This window comes from Psychrobacillus sp. FSL W7-1493, assembly GCF_038004905.1.
Taxonomy (GTDB): Bacteria; Bacillota; Bacilli; order Bacillales_A; family Planococcaceae; genus Psychrobacillus.
This window is the reverse complement of sequence record NZ_JBBOSB010000001.1, coordinates 2368997-2387821: the sequence shown is the minus strand read 5'-3', so window position 1 is coordinate 2387821 and position 18825 is coordinate 2368997. Positions and strand designations below refer to the sequence as shown.

Genomic DNA, 18825 nt, shown 5'->3' with positions numbered 1-18825 from the left:
ATAGAATCTTTAAATGAAGTGGAGAGGTTATTTATGAAAACTATTACGACAGATGAACTTCTAAAAAAAATAGATGCGGGCGAACAAGTCAACATTATTGATGTGCGCGAACAAGAGGAAGTAGATGCAGGAATTATTCCTGGAGCTAAGCATATTGCTTTAGGTCAAGTGGAAACGAGCTTGGATCAAATCGACCCGTCCGTTCCTCATTACATAATTTGCAAAGCTGGTGGCCGCAGTGCGATGGCTTGTGAAGTCCTTGAAGAGAATGGTTACGATGTAACGAATGTAACAGGTGGAATGATGGCCTGGGACGGGGAAGTGCAATTCTAAATATTTAATGCAATAAGGGGCTAATTTCATTTATTGAAATTAGTCTTTTCTCTTTTATCAAAAAAACGAGTTTAAAAGTATAATTCTTCAAACAAAATACAAAGTACAAAGAATAGAATTAGGAGATGCATCATGGAATTTACAACTACCTTATCAGAAAAAGTATTGGCTCTGGCAACTTCGGCAGAAGCCAAGATTGCAGATTATCACAAAGAAGTAGAACGTATCGCGTTTCACAATCAACAAAAAGTCCTTCATGCCTTCAAAACACATCATGTGAGTGATCATCATTTTAATCCTTCGACTGGCTATGGCTACGACGATGAAGGTCGGGATACGTTAGAACGAGTATATGCAACAACCTTCGGAGCAGAGGCAGCTCTAGTTAGACCGCAAATCATTAGCGGGACTCATGCAATCTCTATCAGTTTATTTGGTGTTCTTAGACCAAATGATGAGCTGTTATACATAACCGGCAAACCGTATGATACTTTACAGTCGATTGTCAGTGGCGGAGAAGAGGATACGGGCTCTTTAGCTGATTTTGGTATCAGTTATCAGCACGTTGACTTGCTAGAGGAAGGAGCGGTGGATTGGGAAGCAGTTAAAAATGCAATACATGACAAAACCAAGGTGGTCGCCATCCAACGTTCAAAGGGCTATGCTGTTCGTCCTTCTTTCACAGTGTCCCAAATCAAGGAAATGGTAGAAAAAATTAGATTGATTAAGCAGGACGTCATTATTTTTGTAGATAATTGCTATGGAGAATTCGTGGAATCCTTAGAGCCAACTGATGTCGGAGTAGATTTAATGGCAGGTTCTCTGATTAAAAATCCTGGTGGTGGGATTGCTAAAACTGGTGGGTACATTGCAGGAAAAAAAGATTTTGTTACAAAATGCGCTTACAGAATGACTTCTCCGGGTATAGGTTCAGAGGCGGGTGCTTCACTGAACACATTATTAGATATGTATCAGGGATTCTTCCTAGCTCCCCATGTTGTCTCACAGGCAGTTAAAGGCGCAATCTTTACTTCCGCAGTATTGGAGGAAGTAGGTATGTCAACGGAGCCACATTACACTCAAAAACGTACGGATTTAATACAATCCGTCTCCTTTCAGACACCTGAGCAAATGATTCAATTCTGCAAGGCAATCCAAATGCATTCACCCATTAATGCCCAATTTGCCCCAGAGCCGGCCTATATGCCAGGCTACGAGGACGATGTTATTATGGCTGCGGGTACATTTGTGCAAGGCTCAAGCATGGAGCTGACTGCAGATGGTCCGATCAGACCTCCATTTACGGCGTTTATACAAGGTGGGTTAACATACGAACATGTCAAATATGCGATTTTAGGAGCAGTTCAGTCCTTGAATAAATAACAAAAAAATACCACTTTCTGAATATAGAGAGTGGTTTAATTTTTTTGAAAATTTTATGTAAGTTTTTCTGACATGGTGTTGACATGTTAGCTAACATCACATATACTATGTTTATAACCTACATAGGAGGTGCAGCGATGGAAAAGGAATGGAGACGTTCCATGCCACTGCTATCGATGAATATTGTCATGCAGCTAACTGGTTTAACCGCTAGACAAATTCGCTATTATGAAGAGCAAGAATTAGTTCAGCCTGCACGGACGGAAGGTAAGCAACGCATGTTCTCACTGGATGATATCGATGTCTTGTTAGAGATTAAAGACCTTCTGAAATCGGGTGTGAACATAGCCGGTATTAAACAAATTTTTGAAATGAAGAAAAATCCTGCAACCTCTAAGGATGTTCGACAAGTAATTTCTGATCAAGAGTTACGCGCCATTGTAAAGGAAGAGATGCGACTGGCACAAAGTCAGCAACGTGCTTCTTTAAGACAAGGGGACTTATCCCGCTTTTTTCGTTAAGTAAGCTTCAACAAAAATATCAAATATTTAGGAGAGTGGAAAAATGAGTAAGTATACTAAAGAAGACATCAAAAAGTTCGTTCAAGAGAATGAGGTGAATTTTATTCGTCTTCAATTTACAGACATACTAGGTACGATTAAAAACGTGGAAATTCCAGTGAGTCAGCTCGATAAAGCTCTTGACAATAAAATGATGTTTGACGGATCCTCAATTGAAGGATTTGTTCGTATAGAAGAATCAGATATGTTTTTAGTTCCAGATTTAGATTCATGGGTAGTGTTCCCTTGGATTACAGGTAAAGGGAAAGTAGCTCGTCTTATCTGTGATGTAAATAAAGCAGACGGTACTCCATTCGCTGGAGATCCACGTAGTAACTTAAAACGTATATTAAAAGAAATGAAAGAGTTAGGGTTTACTAGCTTTAACTTAGGGCCAGAGCCAGAATTCTTCCTGTTTAAATTAGATGCTCAAGGCGAGCCGACACTTGACTTAAATGACCATGGCGGTTATTTCGATTTAGCTCCAATGGATCTTGGGGAAAACTGTCGTCGTGATATCGTACTTGAATTAGAAGAAATGGGCTTTGAAATTGAAGCATCTCATCATGAGGTAGCTCCTGGACAGCATGAAATCGACTTCAAATATGCAGACGCTGTAACTGCTTGTGACAACATCCAAACGTTCAAGCTTGTAGTTAAAACAATTGCTCGTAAGCATGGTCTACATGCAACATTCATGCCAAAACCATTGTTCGGTGTGAACGGCTCAGGAATGCACTTTAACGTTTCATTATTCAAAGGGAAAGAAAATGCATTTTTCGATGAGTCTGCAGATATGCAAATGAGTGAAACAGCAATGCAATTTATGGCTGGTGTATTGAAGCATGTACAAAGCTTCACTGCAATCACTAACCCAACTGTTAACTCGTACAAACGTCTTGTACCAGGCTACGAAGCACCTTGTTACGTTGCATGGTCAGGTCAAAACCGTAGTCCTTTAATTCGAATTCCTTCTTCAAGAGGTTTAAGCACACGAATCGAGGTTCGTTCTGTAGATCCAGCAGCAAACCCATACCTGGCTATGGCAGTTATTCTTCAAGCGGGATTAGATGGTATTAAAAACAAATTAACACCACCACCAGCAGTAGACCGTAACATTTATGTTATGTCAGAAGAAGAGCGCATTGAAAATGGTATTCATAACTTACCACCATCATTACATGCTGCAGTTCAAGAGCTAGGCAAAAACGAAATCATTCGCGGAGCACTAGGTGAACACATCTACGCTAACTTCGTAGAAGCAAAAGAAATCGAATGGGATATGTTCCGTACCACTGTACATCCTTGGGAACGTGAGCAGTACTTGAAGATGTACTAAGCTTAATTTAGCGAGGATTGTTGACTAGATTTATGGGGTGGTTTTAGTAGAATTATTGGTAAAAATTATTTTCACCCCATAAAATAGGTAAAAAAATATAATTTGAAAACATCGTTCAGTCGTAAGTTGACTTGTTCGGTGTTTTTTTTTTATTTTGTTTGATACATGAGTATATACATCAGCAGTTATTTGGTTACTACCATGCCCTAGTTGTTTTTGAATATATTTAATATCAGTTTCAGCTTCCATTAATAAAACTACATAAGTATGCCGTAAGGAATGTATAGGCAAAGACTTTATTTCTGCCCTTTTGAGGATTCGTTCAAAGGCATCAAATAGAGAAGACTTTGGCATAGGTTCTCCGTCTTTTCTACAGAGTATTAAGTTGAGATCATGTCGAAATACATCTTTCAATATAAGTTTGTTTTGATTTTGAATGATAAAATGAGTCTTTAAAGTATTGATTGTTGTATCGGCCATTCATTGTTTCTCATTTTACGTATCTTTGTTTCACCGATCAGTTCATCTTCGGCAATAAATATTTGAATTAGAATCTTTACTTCAATTTCAGCAGAGAGGTTTCCCGAAATCTGGAATATAATTTGAATTCTACCCATATTATATACAAACAAGCCATCCAATAGCCGTCGTGCTTGGTGTAGAAATAATAATGAGGAGGCCAGACTTAAAATATGTTACGTTCTCAAAGCACTAGGAAGCTGAAACGGCAGTGGGGTACGGAGCGTCACTCAACGCCCCTGTCGATTTTTCATGACAAGCCGTCTACTAGGAAAATGGCATATGGCGGCTTAGCAATAATAATGACTATTGGATTCTGGATTGCTTATGTAATATCGACAATTATAAAGGAGTATTTCAAGGGTCCGATTACATATCAGTTCGTGATGGAGTCACTCGGATATCTGTTAATTGTCACACTTCTAACTTTTTCAGCTCTAATGTATCTCATAGCACGACAGGGTGCCTTGCAGCGTTTTAGTAAACATGTACGTATACCTCGTGCTGATATTGATAGGTACTTGGAGAAGAATCAGCCGAAGGTTACTGTATTGATACCGTCTTACGATGAAGAGCCGGAAGTTGTTCGAAAGACCCTGTTATCTGCTGCTCTACAGGAGTATCCCCATATCCGAATTGTTCTCCTTTTGGATGACGCCCCGTACCCGAAAGATCCAGCGGCTTCAGATCGACTCAACGCCACTCGGCAGTTGGTTAAGGAAATCAATGATTTATTTGCTGCCCCCCGTCAGCTATTTGAGTCTAAACTTACAGAATACCTAAGCGAGCTGGAGTCGTCATCGCATATCAGACCAGAGATTACGAAGGAACTGGCTGAACACTATGCCTGGGCGGCGGATTGGTTAGATCAGTTGGTCAATAAGGAAGAGATTGGTGACCATGTTGGGGAATTTTTTGCAGATGAAGTGGTGGGCGGTTTATCAAGTGAGTTGCGCTTGGTTTATAAAGCTTTGCTTGCTTCCTACAATGAAAAGGTAAGTATTCCCGTTAACAGGATCAGTCAACTCTATAAACGTTTGACCTGGATATTTAATACGGAACTGGATATTTTCGAACGGAAAAAATTCGCTTCATTATCTCACGAGCCCAATAAAGCCATGAATCTTAATTCTTATATCGGACTTATGGGTCGCACGTTTGATCAGGTAGAAACACCGGATGGTCCTATACTGGTGCCCGCGACCGAAATTCAGAACGGCAGGAATATTACATTTCCGGATAGCGAATTTGTACTTACATTAGATGCAGATTCCATACTGCGTCCGGGTTATTGTTTACGCTTGGTCTATTTCTTACAGCAACCGGATAATGTACGTGTTGCGGTGGTTCAGACACCGTATTCTTCATTTCGTGGAGCCGCTACCCGCATTGAGCGGATTGCTGGAGCTACAACTGACATCCAACATATTCTACACCAAGGTATGACTTACTATAACGCAACATTCTGGGTCGGAGCCAATGCTATTATACGGAAGTCTGCATTGGAACAAATCAGTGAGACGGAATGGGTGGGTAACTTTGAAATACGAAGGTATATTCAGGACCGCACTGTTATCGAAGATACGGAATCTAGTGTCGATCTAGCCAAACATGATTGGACGCTTATCAACTATCCTGAACGTCTAAGTTACAGTGCAACTCCGCCTGATTTTGGTTCACTTATTGTACAAAGACGTAGATGGGCAAATGGGGGTCTTATCATTTTGCCGAAGCTATGGTCACTGGTTCGAAATCGTAAAAAACAAGGAAACACGGTGTCTAAAACCGAAATATTAATTCGTGTGAATTATCTGGCTTCCATTTCTTGGGCGAGCTTTGGGCTATTATTTATGTTAGCTTACCCCATAGATGGGCGTCTCCTAAGTCCATTAGTAATTTTTGCGGCGTTGCCATACTTCTTAGCGATGTCCAGCGATTTAAAATATTGCAATTATAAACGGAGCGATGTCTTCAGGATTTATGGTTTCAACTTGATACTCTTACCGGTGAATTTAGCTGGTGTGCTTACATCAATACAGCAGGCTCTTAGTGCCCAAAAAATCCCCTTTGCTCGCACACCTAAAATAAAGGACCGTACAGTATCTCCAATGTTGTATGTTATTTCACCACATCTCATTATTGGAATCTCACTGGTTATTTTGTGGCGTGGCATCATGCTGGAAAACTGGGGAAATGCTGCTTTCGCAGCATTCAATGTAATTACAGCCACATGGGCTGTAGTGGAATTTATTGGTATCAAAAATTCAGTTGTTGACGTATGGCTCGGCATCAAAAATTGGTTATACGTTCCGGTAAAGAAAAAACAGAAAAATCAGGAGAAGGAGCATGCACAAAGTCTTGACTGGCAAGCAATTCTTTATCACGGCGATGCCGGGATGCGACTGTCTAATAATGCCTCCAATCAGAGTACATTGACTACATTAACACCACACGTAGAAGAAAAAGAAGTGGTGCACTCATGACCAGAGTCACGAAGATACAAGTAGAGGAACGGAGATTATCACTATTTCGTTTGACAATTCTATGTATGATTATTGCTGGTCTTTTCACCGGTGGTTTCCTCGGTGCAACTGGCAAGATAGGGAATTTGTGGGTCTCTCGGGCTGCAGCGCAGAATCAATGGTTTGCACCATATGTAGACGTAACTGCTACCCCAATGTTTATGTTTCAGAATCTAGGGTCCACCGAACATAAGGACGCTGTTTTGGCATTCATTGTTTCTGATCCGACAAATCCTTGTGCACCCTCCTGGGGCGGGGCTTACACATTGAATCAAGCTAGCGAAACTCTCGATTTAGATCGGCGCATTGCTCGCTTACATCAACAAGGGGGGAGTGTAGCCGTTTCCTTCGGCGGTGTAAAAAACAATGAACTGGCAGTAGGGTGTACATCCACGGATGAACTCTTATCCGCATATCAATCAGTTATTGACAGATATAATTTGACTACAATAGACTTGGATCTTGAAAATTCTGGACTTACAGATACTGCTGCTGGCAACCGTCGTGCTGAGGTAATTGCTAAACTACAGTCAGAAAGACGGGCAGTTGGCAAGCAACTGGCGGTATGGGTGACACTACCTGTCTCACCCCAAGGATTGAGTCAGGATGGCACGAATGCTGTTGAACAACTGCTTGAGAATGGCGTAGATTTAGCGGGAGTAAACGTGATGACGATGGATTACGGTTCAAGTCTATCGTCTGATCAAACGATGCTGACTGCTTCAGAAAACGCTTTAATACAGACTCAACGACAATTGAAGATACTTTACAAACGGGTAGGTATCCACTTAAGTGATAAAACCTTATGGTCGAAGATTGGTGCAACGCCGATGATCGGCCAAAACGATTTTAGAAACGAAGTCTTTACCTTGAATGACGCTCAAGCCCTAAACGAATTTGCTCATTCCCGTGGTGTTGGCCGAATGTCCATGTGGTCGGTTAATCGAGATATTATGTGCGGAAGTAATTATGTTGACGTCGGTATAGTTTCAGACGCCTGTAGTGGCGTGGAACAAACGCAGTTCGGCTTTTCTGATTTGCTAGGTATGAATTTTAAGGGGGATATTGTTACGAGTGCTGGTCTCATAACAACGTCCGATCAAGTGTCAGCCAGTGAACAGGAACCTGATAACCCGGAAACAAGTCCCTACCAGATATGGTCACCAACGGTCATGTACCTTGAAGGTGACAAAGTCGTTCGGCACCATAACGTCTACGAGGCTAAGTGGTGGACAAAGGGTGATGTTCCTGACAATCCGGTTCTTCAGTCATGGGAAACGCCATGGAATCTCATAGGCCCCGTTATGCCTGGTGAAAAACCAATTCCACAGCCTACATTACCGAAAGATGTCTATCCTTCCTGGTTAGAAACGGCTAAATATGAAGCCGGTCAGCGGGTCATCTTCGAAGAAGTGCCCTATCAAGCCAAATGGATGAGTCAGGGGGAAAGCCCCGCATCAGCGTTATCCGATTCTGATAGCTCAGCATGGGCGCCACTCACACAGGCACAGATAAACGCTGTATTATCAAAACTGGAGGGAAAGGAATAGCATTTAACATTTCTCTCTTAATTAATTAACAATTCCAACAATCTGATTTGGAGAACTTGTTGATTGTGCTGCTAACGCGTAATTCGGTGTTTTAGTTAAGTAAGACCATCAATTTGATCTGCCCCGTAAATGTTAGACACCAACTAACATTTACGGGGTGTTTTTATGTTATTTGTCTGAAGCAAATACAAAGAGTTTTTTTCTTGAATGTTGTATATTGATTACTGAGGAGTGATGAGCTTGACTAACGAAGAAATAAATAAAATATCGGATATTTTGTTACAAAGTCTGTATGATTATCATTTTGCTAATAATGGCGCGAGCTATGTATTACCTAAAGCTATGGTAAATACTGACCTTAATAGTAAACAAGCGATTGAATACCTGATCAAAATGGAATATGCAGTGGATAGCGGGCAGGGTTCAGATAACCTAGTTTTAGGGATCACTGCTAAAGGTATGGAGTATCTTAAAAACAAATAAGATTCACCATTGGTAAGTCCAAGTTGTTAAATCGAACCGATTAATAAGGTAAATAAAGCATCGTTCAGTTGTTGACTGGAACGGTGTTTTTTTATGTATAGAAAAAATGAGTAGTGTATAGACGTCTAACTTATTTAATAAGAAAAAATAGAGGGGAATTGGTAACTGAAGTCGAAGTAGTAATGCTTAAAGCTTAAATGAGGTGAGCCGTTTTTATGGAATTTATAATAGATAGTGCATGTTTTAACAAGGCAATTTCAGAAGTGAATAGAGCAGTTTCTTTAAAAACACAGTTCCCTATTCTCTCAGGAATTAAGATAACTGTTGATCACAATCACTTAACTCTTGTTGGAAGCAATTCTGATATTATTATCGAAAAAGTTATTCCTGTATGGAAAGATGAACTGGAAGTTTTGGAAGTCTGTCATACAGGTAGTATTGTAGTTTCAGCCCAACTTCTAAGTGAAATTTTAAAGAAGCTACCTGGAAAAATACATATAAAAGTAAATGAAGAAAAGCACGTTACCATTCAAGCGAATGAAATTGTAACTACTCTATATGGATTCAACGCAGATGAATATCCTAGTCTTCCACAAATGGAGGAGACTGAATCCATAAAAATTCTGAGTGATGAGTTGGTAGAAATTATTAAACAAACAGTGTATGCAGCCTCGAAGAATGAATCTAGACCTGTCTTAACAGGAGTTAATATGTCTTTCTATCAAAACCGGCTCACGTGTATTGCAACAAATTCACAGCGTTTGGCTTTAAGGGAGCTTACCACAAATTCATTTATTAATGGTTCTTTCAATGTTCCAGCCACAAGTTTAATTGAGCTATCCAATCTAATTAACAAGGAATCTAGTGTAATAAACATATTTGTGACAGAAAGGTACATAGTATTTAAGTCAAATACCATCTCCCTCTTTTCTAAACTAATTGATGGAAATTATCCTAACATATCCGGCCTACTATCAAATAATTTCAGGACAACCATTATACTTAATACAGTTCAGCTATTAAAAGCAATAGATAGAGCTTGTCTTTTTGCAAGTGAATGGAAAAATAACAATGTACAGCTAGAAATTAACGATGGTGCTAAAATCAAAATCTCCTCTAATTCTACAGAAATAGGGAAGATTGAAGAAACACTAAGTATTAAAGCAATCACTGGGGACAATAATCTAACTATTTCACTTGATGCGATTTTTTTGTTGGATGCTTTAAAGAAAATAAAAGATGAAGAGATAAAAGTTAGTTTTAACGGATCAATGAGCCCAATTTTAATTGAGTCTATTGAACAGTCCTCTTATCTTCAACTCATTTCCCCGGTCCGTTCTTATTAAGAAACAAATAACTAGTATAGAAATCAAAAAACGTGAAATCAGCAACTTGATTTCACGTTTTACGGGTCCTTATTTATTCAAAAACGAGCTTTCAAAGAAATCTAGAAGGTGCTCTAAAGTTATAGGGTCGCTGTAGGTAGAAGCCTTTGTATTGATTTCATATACTTGACTATTCTTAACTGCAGGGATGTTTTTCCATAGATCTGTTTCTAGGAAAGAGTTATCTACGTCTGGATTTTTGCTTAAAATTACATAATCACCTGCGTATTCTGGAAGTAGTTCAGTTGAAATAACGTAGATCCCAGATTCAAGAGCTGTATCCTTTACCTTTTCGGGCATATTCAACCCCATTGCTTGGTACAAGATTTCTGTTCCACGTGCATAATTATTTCCAAACACATAAAACTCCTTGTTTCCACTTTCAATCACAGAAACTGTTGCATCTTCACCGATTTTAGCGCGAATAGCCTCGCCAATCGATTCAGCGCGTGATTTGAAATCCTCTATCCATTCTTTCGCTTCTTTTTCTTTGTTCAGAAGCTTCCCAATTTCAAGCTGCTGTTCTAAGTAATCTAGTTTTCCCCACGTAAAAACAACTGTAGGGGCAATTTCATTTAACTTTTCAATGTTATTCATATGAGAACCTGCAATTATCAAATCTGAATCAAGTTCGATGATTTTTTCTAAGTTCTCCTCGGTTACAACTTCCACCCCGTCTAATCGTTCTTCAAAAAGAGGGTTCATCTTTGTCCAATCATCAATTCCAACTACATTTGCCTCTAATGCCAAAGCATTTGGCCCGTTTGTAAGAGTAATTATTCTTTGTGGATCTGCCGGAACCTCGATAGGGCCAGTTTCTGATTGGTATGTAATCGTATCTGATTTTGTTTCTTCTTTTCCTTGCTCCTTATTTGTTTCCTTGTCTCCACATGCAGCAAGGATAAGTACAAAGAACAGTAAGGATATCATAAATAGCTTTTTCATCATTTAAACTCCTTCTTCATCATTAAAATTTGAAATAAATTGAAGATTAATTAGTAATGATAATCATTTTCAATTAACTCTATTAAATGTTAATTCTATTAGTTTAAAATGTCAATGGAATAATTGTTTGGATGCGTATCATTTATAAATTATATGGTCCCACAAATCAAGTGAGTCTAAGATTGGTTAAAAGATAAACCTAGTTATGACTAATTTGATTCATGTATAAAAGCATTAATTGCGGTGAAAATCATGTTTTATACGAATGAATCAGTAAACGAGCATATTATATATTTTTCTTTTTTTAGGGCAAGCTATTCATGTGGAATAATGGAGGAGGAATCAAAATGGAAATACTTTTAAATAGGCTGCACGAAGGAATTGAATATCTTACTTCACAAGGCAAGCAAGTTACTTTAATCAGAATGAATCCTGACATTTTTGAGTCTTTGACACAAGATGAGCTTTCGAATGTTGAAACGACTATTAACGCAGCAACTGTATTTGGTGTACCTCTGGAAGCAGATGAAAATGTGGAAAAGTATGAGTTTATCATATCAAGACCACTAAATTAATTATAATTGAAATGCAAATAGGGGATCTCAGTCCAGAGAAATGCCCCTATTTTTTTAAGTATTATAAAGCTAACCTTTCTAAATTATTTATCGTTTGTTGAATGCCTTCCTCGATGCTATTGTCTAAGTCCTTTTCATATACATAAAAGATTAAAACATTTTTCACTTCGTAAACACCATGAGATACAGTATTCATACTTTCTGTTTGTTTCTGAAAATCTTTAAGACCTTTTTTTCTATTTTCTTCAGAGTCGAAAATATAGATCAATAATGATTTGTCCTGTAGCGTATAATTGTTTGGCTTTATACCATTCAGCTTATTATTAAAAATCTTATCCGTAGATTTCCTTGTCTCTTCTACATCAAGATGTTGATTTTCTAGTGAAACAATCACATCATTTAAAGTAATGTTTGCAGCTTGAACTTGGCATGCAGTTAACACCAAGACGAAGATTAAGATTATACAAACTCTCCTCATGTTAAAACTCCTTTTCACAAGCTTTTGTAAACGTACTTCAACATCCAAAATCCTATCTAGCTGAATATGTATTCCACATATATTTCCAAAAACCTTCTTCTCGCAGTTACAATAGAGTATATGAAAAAAAGACAGAGAACATCACGTTGTTCTATTTAGTTCTTCCAGAAGGTGATATTAAATGAATTCAATAGTGATGCATTGGGCTGTTCAGTTATGAAGAAACAACTAAAAAATTTAAAAACTGTGAAGGTGAAATCATTTGGACCTTGAATAGTAATAATAGAATGGGTGCAAAGCAATTGTTAGTTTTTGCAGAAAGGCTGTTTTTTTTATAGAAATTTTCCAAAAACAAGTTAGAACTTCTGTGACTGCATATTTACTCGAACTATAAAAATGACTTTTGACCTGAATACGATGAAAATGATCTGACTCTTAGTTGGGAAGCAGTAGATGCAGGTGAATACAATATAACTTATGAGAAGTTTGTATCTTCAATGATGGTGATTTATTTGGCGGGCATAGAATTCATGCAACGTTATCAATTGATTTAAAATTCTAGAGGCCTATTTAAACTAAATCGAAAAGGGTGAATGTATGGGGAAACCTAATGAGGAAAAGAAGAGTAAAATTGAAACGGATGACGCGTGGAATCGGGCTCTGTATGGTAGCCCTACCATCGGAGGGATGGTAGTAGTAGGAATCATTTTGATAGTCATTATTATCAATATTTTTAAAAATTAATAAGTTATAGCTAATAGTTTTGTCTTATTACCCTGATAATTATTTTCCTTATGGGCACAATATTAGGAAAATAATAAAGGTGTGAATAGGATGAAAAAAGCAGTATTCCTAGACCGAGATGGTGTTATAAACGAAGTGTTGTCTAACCGAGTAAAGTTTGTGAATAAGCCAAAAGATTTGTATTTTCTTCCTGGTGTACCAGAGGCCATAAAAAAATTAAATACTGTATTCGATTATATTTTTGTGGTGACGAATCAAGGCGGCGTTGGCTTAGGTTATATGCAGGAACAACAATTAATAAAAATCCATGACCATATGGCGAAAGCTTTAAAGAAAATGGGGGCAGTTATTCATGAGGTAGTCTATTGCCCACATAAGCCAAAGGAAGGCTGTACTTGTAGAAAGCCCAACAGTAAATTAATTGAGGACCTTGCTAAAAAATACGACATAATATTAGCTGAGTCTTATATGGTGGGAGACACCGATACGGATATAATAGCAGGAAAAAAAGCTGGTACGAAGTGTGTATTTCTTGGGAAAAGGGATCCGCTAGCTGATGCCATCTTTCCAGACTTAGCAACAGCTGCTGGATGGATCATTAAAGATAGTCTTAAAGGTAAGTGAGATGTATACACCTAGTTAAGGGGGATGGGAATGGAAATACAATGGATAAATGGTCAATACGCGGAGGATAATAGGATTTTCGATATGGAAATGGAAGTATACGAGTGGTCCGATTCATTGTATGTAGATTTCTTGGATTGCTTAGTAAATAAAAAGAATGTTGGATATGCCACTCCCGATGAAAAGGTGACCGCTAGTCTCAGTGAACTTCTACCAAAATGGGCTGATTACCTAAATGTGAAGGTTGCTGTGCACAGAGATAAAATAAATGTAAACGATAAAATTTTATATAGAGTTTGGACTATGAATGATTAAAATGGGAGGAAACCTTTTGTATGAGGATAGATTGTTAGAAACACTAAAAAAAAGCAAATCTATGAGTAGTGTAGTGTATTGAGAGCTCTCATGCAATTAGATCCGCCATTTGAATATTATGTGGGAGCAGGTAGTGTTACAAATACTATATGGAACGAAATATCAGGATATCCAAATAAATTATTTTTTCTGATTGTTAATATATTCTTAGTGTTAAGTATTGAAATATAAGGATGTGTATTTGGCAATGAGAATTATAAAAAGTATTTATTTTTTAGTTTTTTTCTTGATACTGTTTCTAGGAGCATGTGGAACTGAGAAAAAAATTACACAAGGAGAAGCTGAAAAAATTGCTTTAGAGGATGCGCCTAAATTTAAACCAAATTTTAAAGACTTTGAGATTTGGGATACAGAAGAGACAGATCGAGGTTGGATTATCATGATTATCTCTAAAGAACCAACTTTCGAAAAACCATTACCAAATATTTATTATGAGATAGATAAGAATGGAAGTATATTGGAACGTTCAAACTTTGCGGTAGCAGAATAAATACGTTAATTTACGCTACTCTTATAAAACATAGATTTTTAAAATAGCGCTATATGTAAAAATCCCGCTTCCGATTAAGGTAACGTGACTCTTTTTTGTTTAATCTTCTGAATGATGACTTGCTACTTTTTGGATCTGGAGTATGGTATTTCAGACATCGACATTATATATTACGATAAATATAATTTAGATGCACATCATGAAACAAAGCTAAAGAAAGAATTAGAGAGAATTCTTGGTGATTTTTCTTTTAAGTTAGACGTAAAAAATCAAGCAAGAGTACATTTTTGGTATGAAAGTAAATTTGGTTTTCCTATTAAACCATATATGTCGATTGAGAAAGCAATTGACAGCTGGCCGACGACAGCGACTGCTATAGGGGTTAGGTTAGAGCATAATGGATTGTACACCATATATTCTCCGTATGGTTTAAATGATTTGTTCGCGATGGTTGTTAGACCTAACAAACTATTAGTTACTAAAGAGATTTATGAGAACAAATCGACGAAATGGAAAGAAAAGTGGCCATTACTGGAGATTATAGCTTGGTAATACATAGGGGAGGAGCATCCATAAACTTTTATATTATTCAAGCTTTCAGAAGTCCAAGTAACAAAATAAAACGTTACAGAAGTATGGCTGTCAGTAAATAGATGGAATTATGTTACCTTAGGTCGATTGTGAGTAATTAATAGGACAAGGCCAATGATTAGCGGAAATAAAAACATCCAAATTAAATATTCATTTAAATCATTAGTCATAGGACTATTAAAAGTTGTTTTATCTTGAAAATAATAGCCTGTTCTTACGGCTGTTAACAAAGCTAAAATGACTAAGTTTATTTTTAGAAATCTATCGGAAAATAATAAGAATACGACTAGAATAAAGGAGGAAAGTAAAACTAGAAAGAAAAAGTTATCCAATTCATGCATTTTGTAATTAACAGGAATATCTGCTAGCATGATAGCCTTTCTGATAAATAGAAAAGTGAATAAATACACGAGTAAAATGAAGCTTACAGACAATCCAATAATATTTTTCGGTTTCATAGAGTTTCCTCCTTCATAATGGGTTATTATACACTTATTTCTTGGTGATATTTAAAGGGTCAAAAAATAATTCATAATTTTTATAGTGTACGGAAATCCCAAAACGTTGCTTATAAACCTTTAATGCATCATTTAAAAAGCCTGGAGTAATCTCAAGATGCAAGCAAATTTCTTCTGCAGTCGTATACCCGTGAAGATAACATTCGACTAGATGATCGAGAGAGACTATTTTTTCGTACCCCCATCTTCTTGCAATTAGCTCATGCTTTTGATTGTTAGTATTATTTAAATCCGTAATGTTCCCAACAGTTGTTTCATAATGACCAAGCTCTTCAGCCAATATGCAATGTTTTTCATAGGAGGACTGTGACTTATTAATTTCAATATTATTGTCATAGTATAGCCCTGAAAGTCCTTTTGGCAAATCCTTTTCTATAATGCAGATTTGTGGATATTCCATCAAAAGCTTTTCATAACTCATGCAAATACACCCCTATAATAAGAGAATTTATTTTCTTTGGGACTTGATAAACTCAATATATTTTTTAATATCTTCCATCTCTTCCTCAGTGACATCCTCATCTATATGCGCAGCTATGGTTACGATGTTTTTTTCTTTTTTAGATTCCAATGGTGGGAAAAACTCATTAATGGACACATTTAAGATTTTAGCTAGCTCATATAGTATTTCTTGATTGGCCTTCCTTTCTCCTTTTTCGTAACGGGAAATAGTTTGTTTTGTCGTATGCAACTTTTCAGCCAATTCTTCTTGGTTCATATTTCTCATGATGCGCCATTTTTTAATCTGTTCTCCTACGTAATTAGTCAGTTCCATATTCTGTTTTTCCTCCTGCATTAGTGATTATTCAATTATATAATAAAGTCACCAAAATGGGAATTAAATTTATAAGTAATGCTATTCTACCATTTACAAGTAACCAATATGGTGATATATTATTTCCACAAGTTCGATTAAGCAATTTGGTAAGTAGCAAAATAAAAAATTTTAAGTTAAAGTCACCAAAATGGTTACTTTAATGAAGGGAGAAATAATATGAAGCAAGACGCCTATTTGTTAGATGTATGGTATTTCAATGATGGGAAGCTGAAGGATCCTTATGAAATGTGGTTTGTCGTTTCAAAAAGTAGGGGGTATGAGGAATATCTTAAAGTAAAGGAACAGTCGGGGGAGGCCAAATTTAATCACTACCATAAAAGCCTGCTAGCAAGTATGTTTAGTCGATGGTAATAAGAATCTTTGAATAAAATCATTGTTTATAAGCCTGCCATAGTTAGAGGAAGGGAGGAGATATGTATGAAAAATGAAGAGAAGAGTCAAGTGGAACAAGCCGTATGTCTGATTAAGGACGGAAAGATGAAGTTAGTGGAAACCCCACAATATGGGTTCGGTAAACAAATTATCACATGGCAAAATGGAAAGCCTACCCATATTGAGATTCAATCAACTAAAAGAATATAATCGTTACTGGAATAACCAGGACACAAACTTGAATCCAAGTTTTGTGTCTTTTTTTATTGTCTAGCTTCATCGCCTTGCCCCTCGGGGTCAAATGGATAAAAGCTCCGGTGGCTGAGGAACTGCCTCCTCGCTTTTCTCCATTTGCCTGTCGGGGCAGTGACAGGCGATTACGCTTTTCTTATTGTCTAGCTTCATCACCTTGCCCCTCGGGGTCAAATGGATAAAAGCTCCGGTGGCTGAGGAACTGCCTCCTCGCTTTTTCCCATTTGCCTGTCGGGACAGTGACAGGCGATTACGCTTTTCTTATTGTCTAGCTTCATCGCCTTGCCCCTCGGGGTCTAATGGGAAAAATGATTTTACTATTTTAAAGGAGGGTATTTAATATGAACTCACAAATAGATTCTAAAAAGACCAAAAAGGCAGTAGAACGTTCTATTGCAGAATTCAGGATGTATATGCTTCAATCTTCTCTTGATAATCTGCCTACTATCACAACTCAGTATTCTCTAGTCCCTCCCTCAGGTGGTTTTAATGGTTCATCCACAGAAAAATCTGCTTTGAAAAATGTTGATTATGCAAGAAAAAGAGAAAAAGTGATGGAGAAAACAATAAGTGCGGTTAATAAATTATCCTATAAAGAAAGATCGATCATCACGATGAAATATTTTGGTAAGGAAGAGGTATATGATTATGAAGTTTACACCGAACTACATCTGTCTCATCGTCAGTATTACCGTATTAAAGCATCTGCCTTTCAGAAGCTTGCAATAGCTATGGACATAGTTGTATGGAAAGAAAAAAGGGAGAGTTTAAATAATGAGTTGAGTGTATTAAAAGGAGAATTAGAATGGCACTTTTAAGGCACACTATTTTGTTTAAAGTATGATTTAATATAACCTATAGAATATTTGACAAAAATCCTTTGGGGGATGATAGATTTTTAGAAATAATTATCCTGTTGAATTTTGACTAAAAATTTTGCTTTTATCATGACCGTAACCAGTACAAAGGTACAATTCAAATGTGATCAGAGTAAGCTATTCTTTTCTTTTTATGTAAGATAATTTTATAAATGGATTCTATGAATGAAGCTTGCGTTCCCCATTTATTGATTGGAGCGAAAGACGGCGACTCCTGTGGGATGAGTGAGACAGTTAAGACATCACATCCGCGCGCGTAAGCGACGGGTGATGGCTTAACGCTCACCCCACGAAAAAGCGTCCGGCTGGCGCGGAAATCAATTCTGCTTTCTGATATAGAAATTTTTTTGAAATCCTTCCACAAAAGATGGCACATTGATGGCACAAATTTTCGATATTAATATGTTTTAATATAAATTAGGAAGAGATAAAAAAATAACGGAGAAACAAAAAGGACGTTCCTATTTTGGGAACGTTCTTTTTCTTTCCCCAAAAGGAGTGAGGGAATGGAATTATTTATCGGGATGGGATGTACAGTATTAGGTTTTCTTGTAGGATTACTCACTTATAGCCGCAACAGAGACAAGGATGTGAAGGCGGAGGCTGCTAGAACTGCGGTGATTGAAACAAAGCTCGATACGATCAGCAGGGGAGTGGAGGTAATTCAAAGAGAAATAAAGGCGTTGGAAAAGCAACGGGAGAGTTTATCGGAAAGATTAACTCGAATAGAGGAAGGTAATAAACTAGCGAACAGACGAATCGAAGAATTGTCGCTTATACAGGAGGTGGCAAATGTATGAACATTAACTGGAAGGTTCGTTTGCAAAATAAGATTTGGGTCATGGGCTTCCTATCCCAATTGTTTATTTTAACAGAGCTCTTGCTTATTGCTTTCAAACACCTAAAGATTACAGAATATACTTTATCTCATGAACTAGAGACGTGGATGCTAGCAGTTGTAAATGTAGTGTTTGGTCTGTTTTCTATGATTGGGTTGGTACAAGATCCTACGACACAGCATTTATCTGATAGTAAAAGAGCATTAACATATAGAAAACCAAATTGAGCTGC

Annotated in this window: 26 protein-coding genes; 19 read left to right on the top strand and 7 right to left on the bottom strand. The window is 37.3% G+C overall.

Annotation, left to right across the window (positions count from 1 at the left end):
• Positions 1 to 33: 33 nt before the first annotated feature.
• The 4 genes from MKX96_RS12130 (at position 34) to glnA (ending at position 3615) form a co-directional block, all read left to right on the top strand.
• The gene (locus MKX96_RS12130; RefSeq protein ID WP_169361157.1) at positions 34 to 333 is read left to right on the top strand and encodes a rhodanese-like domain-containing protein; all 300 of its coding nucleotides are present in this window, start codon (positions 34 to 36) and stop codon (positions 331 to 333) included.
• 132 nt (positions 334 to 465) lie between these two features.
• Positions 466 to 1716: a methionine gamma-lyase family protein gene (locus MKX96_RS12125; RefSeq protein WP_169361156.1), complete on the top strand. Its 1251-nt coding sequence runs from the start codon at positions 466 to 468 to the stop codon at positions 1714 to 1716.
• A gap of 137 nt (positions 1717 to 1853) precedes the next feature.
• Entirely contained in the window at positions 1854 to 2237 is a 384-nt protein-coding gene (locus MKX96_RS12120) for a MerR family transcriptional regulator (RefSeq protein ID WP_169361155.1), read from the top strand.
• A 43-nt stretch (positions 2238 to 2280) separates the two neighbouring features.
• Positions 2281 to 3615 carry a type I glutamate--ammonia ligase gene (gene glnA, locus MKX96_RS12115; RefSeq protein ID WP_169361154.1) on the top strand — a complete coding sequence of 445 codons (1335 nt, stop codon included), beginning with the start codon at positions 2281 to 2283 and terminating at the stop codon, positions 3613 to 3615.
• Positions 3616 to 3645: 30 nt separating this feature from the next.
• On the opposite strand, the gene MKX96_RS12110 is transcribed toward glnA, so the two are convergent.
• Positions 3646 to 4095: a site-specific integrase gene (locus MKX96_RS12110; protein ID WP_340883776.1), complete on the bottom strand. Its 450-nt coding sequence runs from the start codon at positions 4093 to 4095 to the stop codon at positions 3646 to 3648.
• Positions 4068 to 4256: a hypothetical protein gene (locus MKX96_RS12105; protein ID WP_340883774.1), complete on the bottom strand. Its 189-nt coding sequence runs from the start codon at positions 4254 to 4256 to the stop codon at positions 4068 to 4070. Before MKX96_RS12105 ends, MKX96_RS12110 begins: the two co-directional genes overlap by 28 nt.
• Before the next feature lie 51 nt (positions 4257 to 4307).
• Here MKX96_RS12105 and MKX96_RS12100 point away from each other — a divergent pair, with 51 nt between their 5' ends.
• The 4 genes from MKX96_RS12100 to dnaN all read left to right on the top strand — a co-directional run bounded on the left by MKX96_RS12100 (position 4308) and on the right by dnaN (position 10035).
• Positions 4308 to 6617: a glycosyltransferase family 2 protein gene (locus MKX96_RS12100; protein ID WP_251557120.1), complete on the top strand. Its 2310-nt coding sequence runs from the start codon at positions 4308 to 4310 to the stop codon at positions 6615 to 6617.
• On the top strand, positions 6614 to 8206 hold the full coding sequence (locus MKX96_RS12095; RefSeq protein WP_340883772.1) for a glycosyl hydrolase family 18: 1593 nt from the start codon (positions 6614 to 6616) through the stop codon (positions 8204 to 8206). The genes MKX96_RS12100 and MKX96_RS12095 overlap by 4 nt, the downstream gene beginning before the upstream one ends.
• A gap of 240 nt (positions 8207 to 8446) precedes the next feature.
• Complete coding sequence (locus MKX96_RS12090; RefSeq protein ID WP_169361150.1) at positions 8447 to 8689, top strand: hypothetical protein; 243 nt, start codon at positions 8447 to 8449, stop codon at positions 8687 to 8689.
• 215 nt (positions 8690 to 8904) lie between these two features.
• Positions 8905 to 10035, top strand: a complete 1131-nt coding sequence (dnaN, locus tag MKX96_RS12085) for a DNA polymerase III subunit beta (RefSeq protein WP_251557127.1) — start codon at positions 8905 to 8907, stop codon at positions 10033 to 10035.
• 69 nt (positions 10036 to 10104) lie between these two features.
• Here dnaN and MKX96_RS12080 read toward each other — a convergent pair whose 3' ends face one another.
• Positions 10105 to 11019 (bottom strand): iron-hydroxamate ABC transporter substrate-binding protein, encoded by a 915-nt coding sequence (locus MKX96_RS12080; protein ID WP_340886011.1) that lies wholly within the window; start codon positions 11017 to 11019, stop codon positions 10105 to 10107.
• A gap of 347 nt (positions 11020 to 11366) precedes the next feature.
• On the opposite strand from MKX96_RS12080, the gene MKX96_RS12075 reads away from it, so the two are divergent.
• Positions 11367 to 11594: a lactate dehydrogenase gene (locus MKX96_RS12075; protein WP_251557133.1), complete on the top strand. Its 228-nt coding sequence runs from the start codon at positions 11367 to 11369 to the stop codon at positions 11592 to 11594.
• 61 nt (positions 11595 to 11655) lie between these two features.
• Here MKX96_RS12075 and MKX96_RS12070 read toward each other — a convergent pair whose 3' ends face one another.
• Positions 11656 to 12072, bottom strand: a complete 417-nt coding sequence (locus MKX96_RS12070) for a hypothetical protein (protein ID WP_251557135.1) — start codon at positions 12070 to 12072, stop codon at positions 11656 to 11658.
• Between the two features lie 597 nt (positions 12073 to 12669).
• Here MKX96_RS12070 and MKX96_RS12065 point away from each other — a divergent pair.
• The 5 genes from MKX96_RS12065 to MKX96_RS12045 all read left to right on the top strand — a co-directional run bounded on the left by MKX96_RS12065 (position 12670) and on the right by MKX96_RS12045 (position 14857).
• Positions 12670 to 12816 carry a hypothetical protein gene (locus MKX96_RS12065; RefSeq protein WP_251557136.1) on the top strand — a complete coding sequence of 49 codons (147 nt, stop codon included), beginning with the start codon at positions 12670 to 12672 and terminating at the stop codon, positions 12814 to 12816.
• A 90-nt stretch (positions 12817 to 12906) separates the two neighbouring features.
• Positions 12907 to 13440 (top strand): D-glycero-alpha-D-manno-heptose-1,7-bisphosphate 7-phosphatase, encoded by a 534-nt coding sequence (locus MKX96_RS12060; protein ID WP_169361145.1) that lies wholly within the window; start codon positions 12907 to 12909, stop codon positions 13438 to 13440.
• 30 nt (positions 13441 to 13470) lie between these two features.
• Complete coding sequence (locus tag MKX96_RS12055) at positions 13471 to 13755, top strand: hypothetical protein (protein ID WP_169360784.1); 285 nt, start codon at positions 13471 to 13473, stop codon at positions 13753 to 13755.
• Between the two features lie 241 nt (positions 13756 to 13996).
• Positions 13997 to 14305: a hypothetical protein gene (locus tag MKX96_RS12050; protein ID WP_340883769.1), complete on the top strand. Its 309-nt coding sequence runs from the start codon at positions 13997 to 13999 to the stop codon at positions 14303 to 14305.
• A gap of 129 nt (positions 14306 to 14434) precedes the next feature.
• Positions 14435 to 14857 carry a nucleotidyltransferase family protein gene (locus MKX96_RS12045; RefSeq protein ID WP_340883767.1) on the top strand — a complete coding sequence of 141 codons (423 nt, stop codon included), beginning with the start codon at positions 14435 to 14437 and terminating at the stop codon, positions 14855 to 14857.
• 107 nt (positions 14858 to 14964) lie between these two features.
• Here MKX96_RS12045 and MKX96_RS12040 read toward each other — a convergent pair whose 3' ends face one another.
• The 3 genes from MKX96_RS12040 to MKX96_RS12030 are packed head-to-tail and all read right to left on the bottom strand — an operon-like array spanning position 14965 to position 16189.
• Positions 14965 to 15354 (bottom strand): hypothetical protein, encoded by a 390-nt coding sequence (locus MKX96_RS12040; RefSeq protein WP_340883765.1) that lies wholly within the window; start codon positions 15352 to 15354, stop codon positions 14965 to 14967.
• Between the two features lie 34 nt (positions 15355 to 15388).
• A complete protein-coding gene (locus tag MKX96_RS12035) occupies positions 15389 to 15835 on the bottom strand; it encodes an ImmA/IrrE family metallo-endopeptidase (protein ID WP_340883764.1) in 447 nt (148 codons plus the stop codon).
• Between the two features lie 27 nt (positions 15836 to 15862).
• Positions 15863 to 16189 (bottom strand): helix-turn-helix domain-containing protein, encoded by a 327-nt coding sequence (locus MKX96_RS12030; protein WP_169360789.1) that lies wholly within the window; start codon positions 16187 to 16189, stop codon positions 15863 to 15865.
• A gap of 219 nt (positions 16190 to 16408) precedes the next feature.
• On the opposite strand from MKX96_RS12030, the gene MKX96_RS12025 reads away from it, so the two are divergent.
• The 5 genes from MKX96_RS12025 to MKX96_RS12005 all read left to right on the top strand — a co-directional run bounded on the left by MKX96_RS12025 (position 16409) and on the right by MKX96_RS12005 (position 18820).
• Positions 16409 to 16603, top strand: a complete 195-nt coding sequence (locus MKX96_RS12025; RefSeq protein WP_169360790.1) for a hypothetical protein — start codon at positions 16409 to 16411, stop codon at positions 16601 to 16603.
• Positions 16604 to 16669: 66 nt separating this feature from the next.
• Entirely contained in the window at positions 16670 to 16834 is a 165-nt protein-coding gene (locus MKX96_RS12020; RefSeq protein ID WP_169360791.1) for a DUF3954 domain-containing protein, read from the top strand.
• 383 nt (positions 16835 to 17217) lie between these two features.
• Positions 17218 to 17694: an ArpU family phage packaging/lysis transcriptional regulator gene (locus MKX96_RS12015; protein ID WP_340883761.1), complete on the top strand. Its 477-nt coding sequence runs from the start codon at positions 17218 to 17220 to the stop codon at positions 17692 to 17694.
• A gap of 566 nt (positions 17695 to 18260) precedes the next feature.
• Positions 18261 to 18554 carry a hypothetical protein gene (locus MKX96_RS12010; RefSeq protein WP_340883760.1) on the top strand — a complete coding sequence of 98 codons (294 nt, stop codon included), beginning with the start codon at positions 18261 to 18263 and terminating at the stop codon, positions 18552 to 18554.
• Positions 18551 to 18820, top strand: a complete 270-nt coding sequence (locus MKX96_RS12005; RefSeq protein ID WP_169360794.1) for a phage holin — start codon at positions 18551 to 18553, stop codon at positions 18818 to 18820. The genes MKX96_RS12010 and MKX96_RS12005 overlap by 4 nt, the downstream gene beginning before the upstream one ends.
• The last annotated feature ends 5 nt before the right edge of the window (positions 18821 to 18825 follow it).